The organism is Anaerocolumna xylanovorans DSM 12503, assembly GCF_900143645.1.
GTDB classification, from domain to species: Bacteria; Bacillota; Clostridia; order Lachnospirales; family Lachnospiraceae; genus Anaerocolumna; species Anaerocolumna xylanovorans.
Window position 1 is genome coordinate 827,128 of sequence record NZ_FRFD01000003.1, and the last position, 17,453, is coordinate 844,580.

Sequence of the window (17,453 nt, forward strand, 5' to 3'; positions counted from 1 at the left end):
AGACATGTATGAGTGAATTTAAAATCATAGAAATTAAAAAAAATATTTTTGATAATAACAATAAAGAAGCGGATTTATTACGGGAAGAATTAAGAGTGTCAAAAACGTTCCTGCTGAATTTAATGTCTTCCCCGGGATCAGGAAAGACAACAACGTTAATGAGAACAATTGCAGCATTACAGGAGATGAAAATAGGCGTTATGGAAGCGGATATTGACTCTGCCGTGGATGCAGATACGATTGCTAAAACCAGCGCAAAGGTAATACAGATCCATACGGGCGGAATGTGCCATCTGGATGCAGATATGACCCGTCAGGGCATACAGGCATTAGGTATAGAGGATGTAGAGCTGGCAATTCTTGAAAATGTTGGGAATCTGGTCTGCCCGGCTGAATTTGACACAGGCTCCGTGAAAAATGCTATGATTTTAAGTGTGCCGGAGGGACATGATAAACCGCTTAAATATCCATTAATGTTTACTATATGTGATGTACTGCTGATTAACAAAATGGATGTATTACCATATTTTGATTTTGACATTAATGCATGTAAAGAGTATGTGAAAAAATTGAACCCTGATATAAAGATTATTCCAATAACCGCCAGGACAGGAGAGGGGATGAATGAATGGTATGATTGGCTTCGTGATGAAGTAAAGAAATGGAATGAATAAAAATAAAAGAACTGTTTAAGGCAGCTAGAATGGAGGATAATATGGGCATTTTGTATAATGTACCGGATTTAAAAACATGGGCAATTATGGGGTTTGTGCTATTGGCACTTATGGCATTTAATGAATTGGGAAGAGCAACCAAATGGGGAGGAATCATTTTATTTATAGTGGTTCCAATTGCATTAACAATCGGTGTATGGCCAACAACGGCTGCTCCGGGAAATGAGTATGGAACAGGTACATGGTTTAACTGGGTAAAAACCTACTCAGCATTAGCAGGATGTGTAGGATTTATGGCAATCCGCTATATTCCGGCATTGGCAAAGAAAAAATGGGTGTTATGTTTCCCGGCGTTTATTCTGGCACTAAATATTTTGGAAGCTGCAATTCGTGATTTCCAGTGCTTTTCTTATGGAGCCACAGAAGGTGCATATATTGATAATCTATGGGTAATGTCAGGACCATGGAATATCATGAATGGAATTGCAGGTATTCTAAATATTATTCTGATTTGCGGATGGACGGGAATTTTTGTTTCGAAAGACAAGACAAAAGATATGATCTGGCCGGATATGATCTGGATTTATGTACTGGCCTATGATTTGTGGAATTTTGCTTATACATATAACTGTATTTCTGATCATTCCGTCTATTGTGGTATGCTGTTATTACTGTCCTGCACAATCCCGACCTTCTTTATTAAGAAAGGGGCATGGTTACAGCACAGAGCACAAACACTGGCATTGTGGATTATGTTTGTTATGACAGTTCCGTCATTTGCAGATAGACTTGCGCCAGTACCGACTACACACAACAAAACTGCATTTTTTATAGTAAGTTTATTGTCACTGTTGGTTAATTTGATTGCAGTAATTTATCAGTTTAGTATTGTAAGAAGAAAGAAACTGAATGTGCTAAAAGATGAGATTTATGTAGATACAAATGCTTATCAGCTGGTAATCAAAGAAAATAAATAATATAAACCAGAACTTGGGAAAATCTTGACAAAGGGAGCAGTTTCGACTGCTCTTTTTGTTTGCCTGTATACAGAGTTAATTACCAGAACATTTTCCGAATATTGCTTGCTTGTAAATAAAATGCTTATGGAGTATAATCATACAAACTTATTTTGTTCGTAAAAGGAGGGAAAGAATGATAGAAAAATTAGCTTGCAAGCTTGAAAGGAACGATGAAATCCCTAATATAGAATTAGCAGAATTGCTCTGTGAGAACAATGATACTTTTGGTATTTCCGAGATCGCTGAAGGTATAAGAAGTAAAGAACAGGCCATTTCTAATGATTGTATAAAAGTTCTATATGAGATTGGCGCCAGAAAACCTGAACTGATTGCCGGTTATGCTTTGAATTTCGTTGACATGTTGCTGAGCAAAAATAATCGTATGGTATGGGGAAGTATGACGGCGCTTGCGGAGATTGCTGACATTTGTGCCGATGATATTATGAAACGGATTGAGACTGTATATCAGGCTTATTCTGTTGGCAGTGTTATTACAATAGATAACAGCATGACAGTGTTCGCAAAATTATGCCTTGCTGATTATAGGAATCAAACGAAGATTTTTCCGATTTTGATTACACACTTTCAGAAATGCCGGGTAAAAGAGGTACCGCAGCATTTTGAAAGGATCTCAATTTGTTTGAATGCTCATAACTCGGAAGAAATAATTGATGTGATTAAAAGCAGGACCAACGAATTAAGCGAGGCTCAGCTCAAACGTGTGAATAAAACAATTAGGCTGATCAGGTACCTATAAGGATGATGTAAAAAAGCGAATAGCAGAATTGGCAAAGGAATTATAATAATCATTGGCATAATTTTTATAAAAAATATCATGATGGATAGTAAAGCCCGAATAAAAATGATATAATATAAAGAAAATTCTGGGAAATAGCGAGGATTAAAACTTAGCTGATTTTAACCACGCGGATAAAAGGAGGAGGGTGTATGAAACCAAGAAATGAGTTGGTCGAATTTATAGTCGGGCTTGCTATGTTAGTAGTAGGATTGTACCTGTTTACACAGCGTGTTAGTGTTTCCAGTAACTTTTTCAGCAGTGGGGTCTATTATGGAAGCGTCAGCATTCCTACAGGTGCTGTTTTTATTCCGTTCATCGTTGGCATTATCATGGTTTTTGCCAAACCGGAATCATTTGTTTCTAAGTTAGTTGCCGGGCTTGGTGTATTAATCATACTGGTATCCATTATAATGTCTGTTCATATGCGCCTTGAAACTATTTCGTTATATGAGTGGATTCTTTATCTCGTTAGTATATTTGGCGGACTTGGCCTTTTGGGCAGAGTATTATTTGCTAAACCGAAGACAGAAGAAAAGAAATAAAAGTGTCAAAATCCTGGAAGAAAAAAACAATAGAAATACGGTAAAATTGAGGACATGAGAGTGAAAACTTTCATGTCCTTTGTTAAGTTAAAGTTTTACAATAAAACGTCTTAAATATATCAAATGTAAAACATCCTATTTTCCTTTAAAGTGGAATTATATGGAATATGTTTGATGGTATGCCAATGATTGCACTGCAATATTAAGTGCATTGGATAGACTTATGATGAACACCCGGTTTATTAGCTTGAATTGATTGAACCTAAAATTTAAAGGAGGGATGCTTATTGGGGTAATGTAAATGCAAGTTTTTTAGCAAACTATATAATGAAGGAGGGTGAATTATGTTACATAAGGTTATTTCAAGAGGAAATAAGGGGTTATCAATTGCACTGGTCTTTACTATGCTATTCAGCACTATCTTTTCAGTACCGGTGACATCCCATGCAGCTGATTTTGTATCAACTGATTTCCTGAAAACGAGCGGAACAGTAATAAAAAATAACAATGGAACAGGAGAGATAGTTGATCTTCATGGGACAAACCTTGGAGGATGGTTAATGCAGGAAGATTGGCTTTCCCCCTTGGGAGGAGGTGTCTTAAGCCAAAGCGGATGGACTGCGACAGCATCGGTTGGTGGTTCTCCGGGAAATGCCATCGATGGCAATCCAGGTACATCATGGACGACTGGTGTGCCCCAGGAAGATGGGCAGTGGTTTAAGGTGGATATGGGTTCCGTGCAATACTTTGACAGGATTACCTTTGATGCAGGTTCAAATATGGGGAATTATCCGGCCGGAAGTCTGGTTCAGATATCTTCCGATGGAATCAGCTGGTCCAATATGCCGGCCGGAACCTTAGAAGATCAGCGCGTTACAGTAATCTGTGGTGCACAGGCAGCACGCTACATCCTTATTTTCCAAAGCGGAAGCAAAAGCAATCCATGGTCTATCGCTGAACTCAACATATATATGGGCGATGACTACAATATGCGCAAAGCATTATATGACCGTTTCGGACAGGCACAGGGAGATGAATTGATTCTTGGATATCAGAATGCCTGGCTTAAGGTAAGTGACCTTGATAATATCAAGGATATGGGAATGAACTATGTGCGGGTCCCCATTAGCTGGCTTGAACTGATGGATATGAACGGCAATTGGAAAACATCTGCATGGACTCAGTTGGATTGGTTGGTGAATAATTGTAAACAAAGAGGCATTTATGTGGTGTTAGACCTCCATGCTTCTCCCGGCGGTGCCAGTCCCTGGGCAAGCAGCGGACAAGCCGGGCCGAATCCCAACCGGTTATGGACCAATCCGTGGAATCAGGACACTACCGTTGCAATATGGCAGGGCATTGCAGAGCATTATAAAGGCAATGCAACAATAGCGGGTTATGAGCTTGTGAATGAGCCGGTATTAGGATTCCCGGAGACAGAGGATCAGCAGGATCAAAAAAATGCATTTTTAAACAGGCTTTATACGGCTGTTCGGGCGATAGACCCTGATCATATCATATTTTTCGGAGCACTTGGCAGTTTTGATGCAATAACTCCGCCATCTACCTATGGATGGACCAATGTTGCATATACGGCACATCCTTATGCCATGGAGCAGCCCACAAACTGGGATGTCCAGAATGATCTGATTGATACAAAGATTGATGAAGCAGTCCAAATCCAAAACAGTTGGAATGTTCCTGTAAATTTCGGAGAATACAATTTTTACTTCTTTCATGACCTTTGGGAAAAGTGGATGTCTAAAATGAACGAAAATCACATTTCCTGGGCTAACTGGACCTATAAGGTAAGAGGAGGAATGAATGAAAGCGGCGGCGGTAATTTTGGCTTTTATAACACAGATTTGAATCCGGTTCCGGACGTCAACCGGGATGATGCCAATACCATTGCAGCTAAATGGAGTAAATTCAGCACAGATTATTTCGCGCCGAATACGGACTTTATAAATGTAGTAAGTAAATATACGGGCGGCAGTATTGCCCCAGCCAGAGGCATGTATGATAAAACCGGCTGGACGGCTTCTGCATCGGTAACAGAAGCAGGTCAGGTACCGGGCAATGCTTTGGACAATAACAATAGTACATGGTGGAGTACGGGTGTAAGTCAAGCTAATGGACAATGGTTCCAGGTAGATATGGGTGAGAGCAAAACCTTTGACCAGATTTCCTTTGAAACCACCTCTGCTTATTCCGGCGACTATCCTATAAGTTATGTGCTTCAGGTATCAGGCGACGGAAACAGCTGGGCAACATTAAAAAGCGGTACAGGATTTGGAAACAAAATGGTACTTCAGTTTCCGCAGCAGTCCGCCCGCTATATTAAAATTCTGCAAACCGGATCCAGCACAGAAAAGTGGTGGAGAATCGGAGAATTCAATGTATATAGCCAGAACATAGCATTAAATAAGAGCGCATCAGCATCTTCTGGCACAACAGGAAATTCAGAAGCTTATGCATTTGACGGCAACAGTACTACACGCTGGGAATCCGCGGCCAGTGATCCACAGTGGATAACGGTAGATTTATCTTCCGTCTATAAAGTAAAAGGTGTTCAACTAAATTGGGCCTTAGGAAGTGCAAAGGACTACAAAATCCAAGTATCTGCTGATAATGTGAACTGGACGGATGCCTATACAAAAACAGGGGGTACAGGAGGTATTGAAAACATCACCTTTAATACGCCCGTAACAGGACAATATGTGAGGATGCAGGGAACTGCAAGAACTTCGGCCGCCGGCTATTCGCTGCGGGAATTTGAGGTTTACGGTTTGGCGGTAGGAGCAACGCAAAAAGCCAAAACACCGGTTATCACGCCGGTATCAGGGACTTATGCCACGAAACAGACAGTAAGAATAACTAGTGAGACTCCTAATGCAACAATCCGCTACACCCTGGATGGTTCTGCACCAACTGCTACAGCCGGAAATATATACACGGGAGCTTTTACAGTATCGGATACAACTACGGTAAAGGCAATTGCTTATAAAGCCGGAATGATAATATCCGATACTGCAACCTCTGAAATAACCATTGCAATTCCTACAAAAGTTTCAACACCTGTGATAAGTCCTCCCCCAGGCGTTCACGCTGATGTTCAGACGGTAAGTATCAAGGTTGATACTCCATGTGATACGATAATGTATACAATAGACGGCTCTACGCCCACAGCAGCACATGGGATAATGTATGACGGCATATTTACAGTGTCTTCTACCGCCACTGTGAAAGCGATGGCTATAAGAACAGGATTGACGGATTCTGACGTAGCAACCTCAGTCATTACCATTCAGCCTGTAAGTATAAATCCGCCTTCCGGTCTTAGTGTAAATTCCGCGGCTGCAACTTCCGTCAGCCTGAAATGGGCATCGGTATCCGGTGCAGCAGGCTATAATTTATATAGATCCTTTACCGAAACGGGAATATATACAAAGGTTAACGATTCGCTGATAACCTCAACCGGTTATACAGATACCGGTTTGGACAGTGCCGCCTATTACTATAAGACAGCTTCAGTGAAGGAAAGCGGAGAATCGTTATTATCTGCGGCAGTATCCGCAGTAACAACACTGGACTTCGGAGACAATGTCAAGATATTTGATCCGTCAATGTCGAGCTCAGCCATTCAAACAATATGTGATACTATATTTAATCAAATGCAATACAATGAATTTGGCTATGAACGGTATGCACTTTTGTTCAAGCCCGGTTCATACAATGCAAACATCAATGTAGGTTTTTATACGCAGGTAGCCGGCTTGGGACAAAGACCGGATGATGTGACCATAACGGGATCGGTACGCAGTGAAGCGGACTGGAATGGAGGAAATGCGACCATGAACTTTTGGAGAACGGTTGAAAATTTTGCCGATATTCCAACCTATTCCGCAAATCCGTTAGCCCCCGCAGGGACTGAAACATGGGCTGTATCACAAGCGGCGCCTATGAGAAGGGTTCATGTAAAGGGTGATTTGATGCTATGGGATCCAAATCCTAACAACTATGACGGCAGTTGGTCCAGCGGAGGCTACATAGCTGATTCTATCGTAGATGGTACGATTTATTCCGGATCACAGCAGCAATTTTTTACGAGAAACAGTCAGATGAAATCCTGGAACGATTCCAACTGGAACATGATGTTTGTAGGGGATACCGGTACGCCGGCTGAAAACTATGAAACAAAAGGATTTACAGTAATCAATCAGACACCTGTAATCAGTGAGAAGCCTTTTCTTTACTTTGACGGCAATAACTATCGTGTATTTGTTCCTGGTTTAAGAAATAATGTACAGGGAGTTACCTGGCAAAATGATATGGGACCGGGAACGTCTCTATCCCTTGACCGGTTTGTAGTGGCACATCCTGACACATCAACAGCAGCAAGCTTAAATCAGGCATTGAAAAACGGAAAGAATATTCTCTTTACACCGGGTATCTATCATCTTAGTGAACCGCTTAGAGTGACGCAGGCTGGTACTGTTTTACTTGGTCTTGGACTGGCAACGCTGACTCCGGATAATGGAACTGCTGCTATGACAGTAGCGGATGTTGATGGGGTAAAAATAGCCGGTATCTTATTCGAAGCCGGTTTAAATAATTCGAAGGTACTACTTCAGGTGGGCCCTGCCGCAAGCACAGCAAACCATTCAGCAAATCCTTCGGTACTTAGCGACTTGTTCTTTCGAGTTGGAGGGACCGATGCAGGAAAGACAGATCTTTGCGTTGCAATAAACAGCAGTAACGTAATAGGGGATCATTTCTGGGTATGGCGCGCAGACCACGGAGCAGGAGTAGGCTGGACAGAGAATGCTGCAAAGAACGGCCTTATCGTAAATGGTGATAATGTAACCATATATGGCCTGTTCTGTGAACATTTTAATCAGCACTGCACAATATGGAACGGCAATGGAGGGCGTGTATATTTTTATCAGAGCGAAATTGCATACGATGTTCCTGATCAGGCAAGTTTTATGGATGGAACGGATAACGGATATGCATCCTATAAGGTTGCTGATACGGTAACCTCTCATGAAGCGTGGGGTATGGGAGTATATTCTTATTTCAAAGATGCAGTTATAAAGCTTAACAGTGCAATCAAATGCCCGGATAATGCGGGTATAAAAATTCATAATGCAACAAGCGTTTTTCTCAATGGGAATGGAGAGATAACGCACATTGTCAACAATACAGGCGATACTGCGAAAGCCGGTAATATGAGGACACTCATTACGGACTACTCAGACAACGTAGAGCAACCGGATATAACACCGATAACAGGCATGTATGCTTCTGCTCAAACGGTAACCATATCGGATGTAACCCCGGGAACTGCAATCAGGTATACGGTGGATGGGTCGAATCCAACAGCATCGGCAGGAACAATCTATACGGAACCATTCGAGGTATCAGCTGATACAACAGTAAAAGCAATCGCATATAAAGCAGGTATGAAGGATTCTTATGTGGCAGCGTCAACAATCAAAATTGACACTTCTCTGGAGAATAATATCGCATTAAATAAGTCGGGAATAGCTTCTACCGGATCAGGATGCCTTGCATTTGACGGCTATATGGATACACGATGGGCATCGGATTGGACAGATCCGCAATGGATAACCGTTGACCTGGGTTCAAGCTACAGTGTCACAGGAGTGAAGCTTTCCTGGGAGACAGCAGCGGGAAAAGATTACAAAATCCAGGTATCGGGAGATAATGTGCATTGGACGGATGCTTATAAAAAAACCGGAGGAACCGGCGGAACAGAGAGTATCATCTTTGAACAGCCTGTAATGGGACAATATGTACGAATGTTAGGAACTGCCAGGGCAACAGGCTTTGGTTATTCGTTGTGGGAATTTGAGGTAAACGGTACACCGGTTGAAAAGGTAGCAAGCCCGGTAATTACGTCGGCAACAGGAACCTATGGGACAGCCCAGACCGTAACAATCACAGATGCAACAGAAGGAGCAGCCATACGGTATACAATGGACGGAACAGCTCCGTCAGAGAAAAACGGGACAGTGTATACGGAACCCTTTACGGTGTCAGCTACGACAACAGTAAAAGCGGCAGCTTACAAGTCGGGAATGGCAGTTTCCGATACAGCAACATCTGTAATCACCATATCAGCAGTACCAGTGTCACTTAAAATCGAAGCGGAAAACTATATTAATATGAGCGGTGTGGCAGCGGAACCCTGCAATGATATTGGCGGCGGTCAGAATGTAGGATACATTGATATGGGTGATTGGATGGATTATACTGTCACGGTTGCCACGGCAGGAACCTACACAGTAGATTACAGAGTAAACGGATGGGATGCAGGAGCACAGATTCAATTAATGAAGGACAGTAATGTTCTGGCAACTACCGGTACCAATACCGGTAATGCATGGGCAACCGTAACTTCTGAACCCTTTCCTTTAACGGCAGGAACCTATACGGTCAGAGTTAATATCAGCGGCGGCGGCTTCAATCTCAACTGGATGGAATTCAAACCGTTGGCACAGGCTGAAAAAGCAGCCACTCCGGTAATTACCCCCGCATCGGGAACCTATGGGACGGCACAGGAGGTAACAATCACAGATGCAACGGGCGGAGCGGCAATACGGTATACAACGGATGGAACAACACCGTCAGAGACAAACGGAACCGTATATACGGGAACCTTCACAGTATCAGCTACGACAACAGTAAAAGCGGTAGCTTATAAGTCAGGTATGACAGTTTCTGATATAGCAGCTTCTGTAATTACCATATCGTCAGTGCCTGTGTCACTTAAAATCGAAGCAGAAAACTATATTAATATGAGTGGTGTGGCAGCGGAACCCTGCAATGATATTGGCGGCGGTCAGAACGTAGGGTACATTGATACGGGTGATTGGATGGATTATACTGTCACAGTTGCCACGACAGGAACCTACACAGTAGATTACAGAGTGAACGGATGGAATGCAGGAGCACAGATTCAATTAATGAAAGACAGTAATGTTCTGGCAACTACCGGTACCAATACCGGTAATGCATGGGCAACCGTAACTTCTGAACCCTTTCCTTTAACGGCAGGAACCTATACGGTCAGAGTTAATATCAGCGGCGGCGGCTTCAATCTCAACTGGATGGAATTCAAACCGTTGGCACAGGCTGGAAAAGCAGCCACTCCGGTAATTACCCCCGCATCGGGAACCTATGGGACGGCACAGGAGATAACAATCACAGATGCAACAGAAGGAACAGCAATACGGTATACAACGGATGGAACAGCACCGTCAGAGACAAACGGAACCGTATATACGGGAACCTTCACAGTATCAGCTACGACAACAGTAAAAGCGGTAGCGTATAAGTCAGGTATGACAGTTTCTGATACAGCAGCTTCTGTAATTACCATATCGTCAGTGCCTGTGTCACTTAAAATCGAAGCAGAAAACTATACTAATATGAGCGGTGTGGCAGCGGAACCCTGCAATGATACCAGCGGAGGAGAGAATGTAGGATACATCGACACCGGTGATTGGATGGACTATACTGTCACGGTTGCCACCACAGGAACCTACACTGTAGATTACCGAGTGAACGGATGGGATGCAGGAGCCCAGATTCAGTTAATGAAGGACGGTAATGTTCTGGCAGCTACCGGTACCAATACAGGAAACATATGGGCAACCGTGACCTCCGGGACCTTTCATTTAACAGCGGGCACTTATACGATAAGACTGAATATCAGTGGCGGAAAGTTTAATTTGAACTGGATGAATTTTAACTTACAATAAAGAGGCTTAAAATACCGGACAAAAAGGAGTGGGAAAAGGACTCACTCCTTTTCGAATGAAGTTAAGCTTATAGGATGAGGAGGTTAAAGGTATGAATAAAATGGTTCGTATTTTAAAGAAAAGATTGAACAGGTATATAGCTTTTTTCATAACATTCAGTATGATTTTTGAAATGGCCTGGATACAGGAAGCCAAAGCGGATTCAGGGTCTTATCTTTTATCATTGGACAGGCCGGCATATGCTTCAACCGCAAATGGCGGAGATGTGGCCACAAGAGCAACGGATGAAGATATCAATACAGCATGGGGGGCAGCATGGAATATAGACAATCAATGGATTGATGTAGATTTGGGTGCAGCGGCAAATATTGACCGTGTGGTATTATCATGGCAAAGCCCTAATACCTATGCAACCCGGTATAAAATACAGGTATCAAATGATGAAGTGAATTGGCAGACAATACATACACAGGATAATGGCACCGGGGGTGTCAGAGTGCCGGATGTGAATGGAAATGATTATTGTGTAGAGGATTTGACTGTCAGCGGTACCGGACGCTATGTGCGTATGTATGCGCCAAAATGTGTTACCGGGTACGGCGTTGCCCTTCGCGATTTCAAGATTTACGGTACAGGAGGCATTGCTCTTCCTCCAAAGGATACTGTCAATCTTGCACTGAACCGGACGGTAACGGTTTCCTCATTCCTGCAGCCCTGGTGGTCAAAGGATGCCAATGGCAATGTTACGGTTCCGTTAACAGGTGCACAGGCAGTTGATGGAAAACAGTCGACGTATTGGCTGTCGGATACAACGGGAGATCCCAATACCCAGTGGATGTATGTGGACCTTGGGCAGACCTGTACAATTGGGGAAGCGGATATTACCTGGGATGCCGAGTTTGGAAGAGTTTATGATATACAGGTATCAAATGACGCACAAAACTGGACCACCATTTACCGGCAAATGCATGGAACCGGTGAACCGGAATATATTCCGCTCTATGCCACGGCACGGTATGTGAAAATGCAGGGAATTGCAATGGGGAGAGGTTCGGGCTACTCTATCCATGAATTTAAGGTTTTGCAGTATGTATCCGGAGATCCCAAACCTGCCTATACAATTGAACCATTACCTGCCCCGCAGACAGTAGCCGATGGACAGGGCAGCTATTTAACGGATGATACCACTTTGGCACAACCAAGGGACCCCAAATATGTTACAAGTAATATTAATGGTCCCATTCCATCCAATGACTGGTGGACCTCCGTTATCTATAAACGTCTTAGCGATGGAATGGCAGCCTTGCCTTTAATGTATCAGTATTATGATACAGGTCTTGGGTTCTATTATGCAAGTAAGCTCTTTACAGCTCCCAATGACGGAGGAATGGATACAAAATGTAATAATATGGATTTGTATATTGGTACAAGCAGTATTGTAAATGCGCCTGCAGCAAAGCTTGACGGCTATGGAGATTACTCTGCGACTATTGTATTTAGTGATAATGATACACCGAAGATGAAGACAACTTTAATCAAAGGATCACCCTATATATACAATACTTTCACGGAGCCTGGTTCGGTAGAAGTATCAGGTACTGCAATAGTAGGCTTATTTGATGATAATAATAAGCCTGTTCTTACAAAAGACGGTGACTCTATAACAGGGGACCATATCGGTATTGAAGTAACCAATACCGATACAGCGCCTGTAACGGATGTATTAACGCATGATTATGGTATTTTTGCACCGGAAGGCACCGTATTTACAAGGGTAGGAAGCAAGATAAAGATAAGTCTTGGAAGCGGCGGGAACTATATGGTTGTCGGAGTTCTTCCGGAAAGAGCAGATTTGAATTATGTTTATCAGCATGCCTATGCCGTTGTTACAAATACGTCGGTTTCCTACCGTTATGACGAAACCTCGGCAAATGTTATTACAACCTATACAAATACAGTGGATTTAAAACGTGCGGGCTTTTCATCAAGCTCATTGATGGCGCTTTTTCCTACCCAATGGAAATACACCAATGCAGGACTGACAAACAAAAGCTATACATCGGCACGGGGTACTATGAAAGTTCTTGAGGGAAATTCATTTACTGCAACAAATAAATTCTATGGTATTACACCGTCCTTTGGTGAACCTACGGAATCGGGTTCCTACAGCCGTGAGCAGATGATGAATTACCTGAACACCTTCAAAGCAAGTGTTACCAAGGATTACTGGGTAGCAGACCCTTACTGGGAAGGTAAAAAAATGCATCCGCTGTCAATGGCTATCCTTATTTCCCAACAGCTTGGTGAATACGAAATGAGGGATGAGTTTATCAGTATCTTAAGAAAAATTTTGGTAAACTGGCTAACCTATGACGGATCCGATGATTATCCTTACTATATGTACTATTCGTCCGATTGGGGAACCTTGATAGGACAGGGCGGAGATCACGGAATGGGCATCAATCTTTCCGACCATCATTTTCTGTGGGGATATTTTACTTTTGCAGCAGGCGTGGTTGCTTCTTATGATAAAGACTTTGTCAGGAATTATGGGGGCATGGTAGAACAGCTGCTAAGGGATGCGCAAAACCCGTATAGAAATGACCCGATGTATCCCTGGATGAGAAACTTTGACCCCTATGAAGGACATTCCTGGGCAGGCGGATATGGAGATAACCAAAGCAGCAACAACCAGGAATCCTCCTCAGAAGCAACCTTTGCCTGGGCAGGGGAATATTTATGGGGGCTGGCTACCGGAAATAATACTTACAGGGATGCGGGAATCTGGGGTTTCACATTAGAAGTGAATGCGATAGAACAATATTGGTTTGATTATGACCAGGATAATTGGGCCAGTGACTATGATCCGGGCGTTACAGGAATGGTATGGGGAAATGCATATACATACGGAACATATTTCTCGGGGAATCCAAGCTGTATTTATGGAATCCACTGGCTGCCGGTTTCTCCGGTGTTAACTTATTTAGGATATGATCCTGTGGTCGCTTCCAGGATTTACAGTGACTATAGGAGAGATGAAGATTCCTATCAGGCAAAACTTGCCGCACAGGGAACGCCGGATGCTGATCCGGAAGGGTGGTTCCATATTATATGGCCTTTTGAAGCACTGTCCGATCCACAGGCAGTTATCAATAAATGGAATGACAGCAAGCTGCCGGACGATGAAAGATTTAATTCCTACTGGTTTGTTCAGAATATGGCTGCAAAGGGAAACCGTACAACCGATGTCTGGTCAAGCAACTGGACCAGCTATCAGGTATTTAAGAAAGGGACAGGGTACAGTGCGGTTATCTGGAATCCTACAGATTCTACCAAATTTGTGCAGTTCTGTAATAGCAATGGCAATATAGGATCAGCGTACGTACCTGCCAAAGCTACGCTGACGGTAAATCCTTTCATAAATAATGGAGTACCGGCAGTAACGGTACCGGAAGCGGCACCTGATCCGGCACCATTGGTTGTTCCGGGATTGATAGAGGCCGAAGATTATTTCACAAACTTTAGCTGTATGACAGAAAGCTGCTCCGAAGGAGGAATGAGCCTTGCCTATATTGATTCGGGAGATTCAGCACTTTATGATGTAAATGTGCAGGCAGAAGGTGATTATACCGTTTCCTTCAGAGTCAATAATATTGGCAGTGCGCCAGGGCAAATACAATTAAAATCCAGTCTTACCGGGAGTAAGGTCCTTTCCGCTGTAAATATTCCTGTTACGGGTAATTGGTCGACAATTACCGGGACAGTTCATTTGAAAGCCGGCATCCAAAGACTAAAGGTCTATTTTAGTGCAGGCGGTTTTAATTTTAACTGGTTTTCTATTAATACAGTGAATGGGGAAAAGGTCCAAACTCCTGAAATTACACCAAAGACAGGAATCTATGCGGCAGCACAAAATGTAACAATTACAGATGCAACGGGTGGAGCAAGCATACGGTATACAACGGATGGAACAGCTCCGTCGGAGACAAACGGGACAATATATACAGAGACTTTTACAGTATCTGCTACCACAACAGTAAAGGCAATTGCCTACAAGCCGGGAATGGTGGAATCCGATACGGCAACATCTGTAATCACCATATCATCAGTACCGCAGTCACTTAAAATTGAAGCAGAAAACTATACCGGTATGAGTGGTGTAGCAACGGAACCCTGCGGTGATGCCGGCGGCGGAGAAAATGTAGGATATATAGACACAGGCGATTGGATGGATTACATTGTCAATATACCAAGTGCAGGTACCTATACGGTTGACTATAGGGTGAAGGGCTGGGATACCGGAGCACAGATACAGTTAAAACAAGGCGATACTATTTTGACTGCTACCGGAGTAAATACGGACAATGTATGGAATACAATAACTTCGGCTTCCTTTACGCTGTCAGCAGGACCACAGGTAGTGAGGGTGTATGCAGGCGGCGGAGGGTTTAATCTCAACTGGATGGAATTCAAACCGTTGACACAGACTGAGCCCAAGTCACTTAAAATCGAAGCAGAAAACTATATCAGTATGAGCGGTGTGGCAACAGAACCCTGCAGTGATACCAGCGGCGGAGAAAATGTAGGATACATCGATACAGATGATTGGATGGATTATACCATCACGGTTGCCACGGCAGGGACCTACACAGTAGATTACAGAGTGAACGGATGGGATGCGGGAGCGCAGATTCAGTTAATGAAGGATGGTAATATTCTGGCGGCTACCGGTACCAATACGGGAAATGTTTGGGCAACCGTAACTTCCGAACCCTTTCATCTAACAGCAGGCACCTATACGATAAGATTGAATATCAGCGGCGGCAAGTTTAATTTGAACTGGATGAATTTTAATTTACAATAAAAAATTTCTATTGCACAAGAGACTAATCTTTAGGCAGAGTTAATTGGAGGGAAGCAAGCTTGAAAAATCAACAATAAGCGAAGCTTCCCTCCTTGCAATGGTAAAGCCATAAACGGACTAAATTGGCCAAGTTGTTAAAATTATGTATTTAAACTACTTGACACGGGGAAAAGCATCCTTTATACTAAGAATAGTTCTTGTTATTAATTTGAAAAACTTTATTTATTGCACGAAAAGGGAAAGCAACGGATTTAACGGTTGTTGAGGAGGTATTACTATGGGATTCGAAGGATTGGTAATTGGGATTGCAGCTTTTATAATTATTGGAATGTTTCATCCCATAGTCATAAAATGCCAATATTACTTTACAGACAGGATTTGGCCGGTATTTTTAATTGCCGGAATTATAACGGTGGCATTGTCCTGTATTATTCAGCCTGTCATTGTTTCGGCAGTGCTTGCGATTTTGGGATGTACCTGTTTTTGGTCTATTCTTGAACTAAAGGAACAAACAAGGCGGGTAAAAAAGGGATGGTTCCCCCAAAATCCCAAACGTACTGTTCGCGGGCAAAATACGGTAAAGGAAGAGGAAACTTAAAAATTTTGATGCATTGGAGTTTTGTATATGACGAAAGTACAAAAAGCAATACTTGATATTTTGAGAAATTCCCGGCAACATCTTTCTGCCAGTGAGGTTTATTGGAGAGTAAAACAGCAGGTACCAACAGTTGCTCTTGGCACTGTGTACCGAAATTTAAACCAGTTTGCGGACTCCGGACAGATACGGCGAGTAGGGCGTGCAGATGCAGCGGATTTCTTTGAAGGAAATACATCACCCCATGACCATGCCGTTTGTATTCACTGTGGGCAAATGACAGATATTGTAATCCCTGGGTTAAGGGGATTTCTAAAGGAGCAAATTAAGGGTCAAATTATTTCCGTTAATCTGACCCTTAACTATATCTGCCCTCAGTGCGCAGAGAAAAGCAAAGAATAAATACAGAAGAGGAGGGAATATGATAGATGCAAATATAAGGCGAAAACCAATGGTATTGGTTGAAACAATGTTTGATATTGTTTATCTGGTAACGGTGTTACTATCTGGTATGCTGCTTTGTATAAGAGCAGAGGCAGGACATGAGCAGTGGCTGTTTGGAATTATGGCATTAATTTTAGGTGCCGGCGATTCCTTTCACCTTATTCCAAGAATTTATGCATTGTGGGGCGGTGGAACAGAGAAGCATATACCAATTCTGGGTATTGGGAAGCTCATTGCGTCCATAACAATGACAATATTTTATGTTATCCTATGGCATATTGGGCTGATTCATTATCCGGAAATTTTCAGCAGCCATATGACGGGCATTATCTATGCACTTGCTGTGCTGCGTATTGTATTATGCGTATTTCCACAGAATCATTGGACATCTGCGAACCCTCCGTTAAAATGGTCGATTTGGCGTAATATTCCTTTCCTTGCGATGGGAATGTTCGTTATGGTATTTTTTGCAAAAGGTTCGTTTGCATTTGACAGCGGGCTCTCTTATCTTTGGGTTGCTGTTTTCGTAAGCTTTGTCTGCTATCTTCCGGTAGTGTTGTTTTCCGGGCGGAGCCGTAAGGTAGGTATGCTCATGCTTCCAAAAAGCTGTGCCTATGCGGCAATTGTACTGATGGGCTTTACTCTTGGAGGACTGTAAATAAACGGGTTTTACTCCCGCTTTTATAGGCGCGGGTTTTATTTTTATATTAGCTTTCAGTTTCAAAG

Annotated in this window: 9 protein-coding genes; all 9 read left to right on the plus strand. The window is 42.8% G+C overall.

The features are described 5' to 3' along the window. Positions 1-8 precede the first annotated feature (8 nt). The 9 genes from hypB (at position 9) to BUF11_RS03475 (ending at position 17,385) form a co-directional block, all read left to right on the plus strand. Positions 9-674 carry a hydrogenase nickel incorporation protein HypB gene (gene hypB, locus BUF11_RS03435; RefSeq protein WP_073587369.1) on the plus strand — a complete coding sequence of 222 codons (666 nt, stop codon included), beginning with the start codon at positions 9-11 and terminating at the stop codon, positions 672-674. A gap of 41 nt (positions 675-715) precedes the next feature. Further along, positions 716-1,651 carry a DUF5692 family protein gene (locus BUF11_RS03440; RefSeq protein ID WP_073587370.1) on the plus strand — a complete coding sequence of 312 codons (936 nt, stop codon included), beginning with the start codon at positions 716-718 and terminating at the stop codon, positions 1,649-1,651. A gap of 175 nt (positions 1,652-1,826) precedes the next feature. Then, entirely contained in the window at positions 1,827-2,450 is a 624-nt protein-coding gene (locus tag BUF11_RS03445) for a hypothetical protein (protein WP_073587371.1), read from the plus strand. A gap of 191 nt (positions 2,451-2,641) precedes the next feature. Further along, positions 2,642-3,034 (plus strand): hypothetical protein, encoded by a 393-nt coding sequence (locus BUF11_RS03450; RefSeq protein WP_073587372.1) that lies wholly within the window; start codon positions 2,642-2,644, stop codon positions 3,032-3,034. A gap of 344 nt (positions 3,035-3,378) precedes the next feature. Beyond that, complete coding sequence (locus BUF11_RS24680) at positions 3,379-10,824, plus strand: chitobiase/beta-hexosaminidase C-terminal domain-containing protein (RefSeq protein ID WP_073587373.1); 7,446 nt, start codon at positions 3,379-3,381, stop codon at positions 10,822-10,824. A gap of 91 nt (positions 10,825-10,915) precedes the next feature. Next, positions 10,916-15,688, plus strand: a complete 4,773-nt coding sequence (locus BUF11_RS03460) for a carbohydrate-binding protein (protein WP_073587374.1) — start codon at positions 10,916-10,918, stop codon at positions 15,686-15,688. A 277-nt stretch (positions 15,689-15,965) separates the two neighbouring features. After that, positions 15,966-16,286, plus strand: coding sequence for a DUF4491 family protein (locus tag BUF11_RS03465; RefSeq protein WP_073587375.1), 321 nt, complete (start codon positions 15,966-15,968; stop codon positions 16,284-16,286). Positions 16,287-16,313: 27 nt separating this feature from the next. Beyond that, positions 16,314-16,685, plus strand: coding sequence for a Fur family transcriptional regulator (locus BUF11_RS03470; protein ID WP_073587376.1), 372 nt, complete (start codon positions 16,314-16,316; stop codon positions 16,683-16,685). 19 nt (positions 16,686-16,704) lie between these two features. Then, on the plus strand, positions 16,705-17,385 hold the full coding sequence (locus BUF11_RS03475; RefSeq protein ID WP_242952305.1) for a hypothetical protein: 681 nt from the start codon (positions 16,705-16,707) through the stop codon (positions 17,383-17,385). Positions 17,386-17,453 lie beyond the last annotated feature (68 nt).